Raw genomic sequence first — 3,719 nt, forward strand, 5'->3', positions numbered from 1 at the left:
GCGGCCGCTGGCGGCATGGCAGGCGGAACGGGCCGGGGGCATGGGCGACCGGGTCGCGCTGGCGCCGCTGGTCCTGCTGCCCTGTCGCGCCGTCCTGGTGCAGCGGATCGACGCGCGGGCCGCGGCGATGTTGGAGGGCGGCGCTGTGGAGGAGGTGGCGGCGCTGATGGCCCGCAGAGACCTGCCGGCGGACGCGCCTGTCCGCCGCGCGATCGGCGTGGCGGACATCGCCGCGATGCTCGCAGGCACGATCGACCAGGCCGAGGCGCTGCACCGGCTGCGGCTGGTGACCCGCCGCTACGCCAAGCGGCAATATACGTGGTTTCGGCACCAACCGCCCGCTATGTGGCCACGGATCACCGACCAGAACGAAAACGATCTTGAAATAATATTACGCATTTAGATGTTGACGCGCATCTTTGTGTCTCTTACGTCGCGTTTCTCTTCATTCTCTCACGTCCGGGTTTTGTCATGACGCAGAAAAGCGGTGCCGACATATTGATCGAGGCGCTGACCGACCTCGGGGTCGAAGTCGTCTTCGGCTATCCCGGCGGCGCGGTGTTGCCGATATATGACGCGTTGTTCCGCGCCGCCGCGGCGGGCGGGCGCATCCGCCATATCCTCGTGCGGCACGAACAGGCCGCGACCCACGCGGCCGAGGGTTACGCCCGGTCGACCGGGAAGCCCGGCGTGGTGCTCGTCACCTCCGGTCCGGGCGCGACCAATGCGATCACCGGCATCACCGACGCCCTGATGGACTCGATCCCCATGGTGGTCATCACCGGCCAAGTGCCGACCGCGCTGATCGGTACCGACGCGTTCCAGGAAGCGGACACGGTCGGCATCACGCGCCACTGCACCAAGCACAACTATCTGGTGAAGGATCCAGCGAAGCTGGGCGACACGATCCACGAGGCCTTCCACATCGCGACATCGGGACGTCCAGGTCCGGTGGTGGTCGACGTGCCCAAGGACGTGCAGGTCGCGACCGCGAGATACGGGAAGCCCGGCCCGATCCAGCACAAGACCTATCGTCCGCAGGTGAAGGCCGACCGGTCCGCGATCGAGGCGGCGGTCGACATGCTCGCCGCGGCCGAGCGCCCGGTGCTCTACACCGGCGGCGGGGTCATCAACTCGGGGCCGCGCGCGAGCGCGCTGCTGCGCGAGATCGCCCGGCTGTCGGGGGCGCCGGTCACCTCCACGCTGATGGGACTTGGCGCGTTCCCCGCCTCCTCGCCGCAGTTCCTGGGCATGCTGGGCATGCATGGCACGTTCGAGGCGAACCACGCGATGAACCGCGCGGATCTGGTGATCGCGATCGGCGCGCGGTTCGACGACCGGGTGACGGGCAGGCTCGATGCGTTCAGCCCCACCAGCCGCAAGGTTCACATCGACATCGACCGGTCGAGCATCAACAAGAACGTCCGCGTCGACCTGCCCGTGGTGGCGGACGTCGGCCACGCGCTGGAGGACATGGTCCACGTCTGGAAGGCGCGGCAGCATCCCATGTCCGACCTGACCGACTGGTGGGCGAGCATCGCGGAATGGCGCGCGAGGAAGTGCCTCGACTTTCCCGAGGAGGGGACGGCGATCATGCCTCAGCGTGCGGTGAAGGCGCTGTGGGAGGCGACGCACGCGCGTGATCCGATCATCACGACCGAGGTCGGCCAGCACCAGATGTGGGCCGCGCAATATTTCGGGTTCGAGAAGCCCAACAAGTGGCTGACGTCGGGCGGGCTAGGCACGATGGGCTATGGCCTGCCCGCCGCGATCGGCGCGCAACTCGGCAGCCCGGGCGCGCTGGTGATCGACATCGCGGGCGAGGCGTCGATCCAGATGAACATCCAGGAGCTGGCGACCGCGAGCCAGTATCGGCTGCCCGTCAAGATCTTCATCCTCAACAACGAGCGGCTCGGCATGGTCCGCCAGTGGCAGGAGATCACCTATGAGAGCCGCTATGCGGAGAGCTACTCGGACTCGCTGCCCGATTTCGTGAAGCTCGCCGAGGCCTATGGCTGGCGCGGCATCCGCATATCGGCGCGCGGCGAGCTGGACGACGGCATCGCCGCGATGCTGGCGCACGACGGGCCGGTGATGGTCGACTGCCGCGTGTCGCAGCTCGCCAACTGCTTCCCGATGATCCCGTCGGGCGCGGCGCATACCGACATGATCCTGCAGGCGGACGACTGGTCGGGCACGATGACCGACGAGGCGAAGGCGCTGGTGTGATGGCGATAAAGCTCCCTTTACGCTCGTGGGAAGGGCTGGGAGTGGGCCTGTCCGACCACGCCCGGCCCTGCCCGTCCCCGACCCCTCGCGCGGGCGGAGAGTAGCCGTGCAGATCGCGGCCGACCTTGCCGAACGCCATACGCTGGCCGTGCTCGTCGACAACGAGCCGGGCATCCTCGCGCGCATCGCCGGACTGTTCACCGCGCGCGGGTACAACATCGAGTCGCTGACGGTGTCGGAGATCAGCACGGACGACTCGGTCAGCCGGATCACCATCGTCACGTCGGCGAGTGCACAGGTGATGGAGCAGATCATCGCCCAGCTCGAACGGCTGATACCCGTCCACCGCGTCACCGACCTGACGGTGCTCGGCCCGCACGTCGAGCGCGAGCTGGCGATGGTGAAGGTGGCGGGCACCGGCGAGCAGCGGATCGAGGCGATGCGGCTCGGCGAAGTTTATCGCGCGCGCGTGGTGGACGCGACCACCTCGTCGTTCGTCTTCGAGCTGACCGGCGGGCGCGACAAGATCGACGCGTTCGTCGGCCTGATGAAGCAGCTTGGCCTGGTCGAAGTCGCGCGCACCGGCATCGTCGCTATCGCGCGAGGGCGCGACGCAGCGTAACAACCCACCACGACCAGCCCGTAACCCCGGCAGACGCCAGTGTCTCTCCTTGGCGAAGAGACGCCGACGTTCGCCGGCGTGAGACCCAACAGGAGCCACGATCCATGCGCGTATATTATGATGCCGATGCCGACCTCAGCCTGCTCACGACCAAGAAGGTCGCGATCATCGGCTATGGTTCGCAGGGCCACGCCCATGCGCAGAACATGCGCGACTCGGGCGTCAGGGATGTCGTGATCGCGCTGCGCCCGGGCTCGGCTTCCTCGAAGAAGGCCGAAGGCGCAGGCTTCACGGTCATGGACAACAAGGCCGCCGCAGCCTGGGCGGACCTCGTGATGGTGCTGGCCCCCGACGAGCATCAGGCCGCGATCTGGGCCGACGACCTGAAGGATCACATGAAAGAGGGCGCGACCCTCGCCTTCGCGCACGGCCTGAACATCCATTTCGGGCTGATCGAGCCGCGCTCCGACATCGACGTGGTAATGATCGCGCCCAAGGGGCCGGGTCACACCGTCCGCTCCGAATACCAGCGCGGCGGCGGCGTGCCATGCCTCCTGGCGATCGCGCAAGACGCCAGCGGCAACGCGCACGACCTGTGCCTGTCCTATGCCAGCGCGATCGGCGGCGGTCGTGCCGGCATCATCGAGACGAGCTTCCGCGAGGAGTGCGAGACCGACCTGTTCGGCGAGCAGGCGGTGCTGTGCGGAGGGCTGAGCCACCTGATCCAGGCCGGGTTCGAGACGCTGACGGAGGCGGGTTACGCGCCCGAGATGGCGTATTTCGAGTGCCTGCACGAGGTGAAGCTGATCGTCGACCTGATGTACGAGGGCGGCATCGCCAACATGCGCTACTCGATCAGCAACACCGC

Annotated in this window: 3 protein-coding genes and 1 pseudogene; all 4 read left to right on the forward strand. The window is 67.4% G+C overall.

All coding sequences use genetic code 11. The annotated features are described in order from the left end of the window. Positions 1-403: pseudogene (locus HUV01_RS13670) on the forward strand (tRNA (adenosine(37)-N6)-dimethylallyltransferase MiaA); the annotation flags it as partial. A gap of 68 nt (positions 404-471) precedes the next feature. Further along, positions 472-2,229, forward strand: a complete 1,758-nt coding sequence (gene ilvB, locus HUV01_RS13675; protein WP_174298770.1) for a biosynthetic-type acetolactate synthase large subunit — start codon at positions 472-474, stop codon at positions 2,227-2,229. Positions 2,230-2,335: 106 nt separating this feature from the next. Continuing rightward, positions 2,336-2,851, forward strand: coding sequence for an acetolactate synthase small subunit (gene ilvN / locus HUV01_RS13680; RefSeq protein WP_174298771.1), 516 nt, complete (start codon positions 2,336-2,338; stop codon positions 2,849-2,851). A gap of 104 nt (positions 2,852-2,955) precedes the next feature. Beyond that, a partial coding sequence (gene ilvC, locus HUV01_RS13685) for a ketol-acid reductoisomerase (protein ID WP_174298772.1) occupies positions 2,956-3,719 on the forward strand: 764 nt, incomplete at its 3' end.

The sequence above is a fragment of the Sphingomonas bacterium genome, from assembly GCF_903643035.1.
Lineage (GTDB): Bacteria > Pseudomonadota > Alphaproteobacteria > Sphingomonadales > Sphingomonadaceae > Sphingomonas.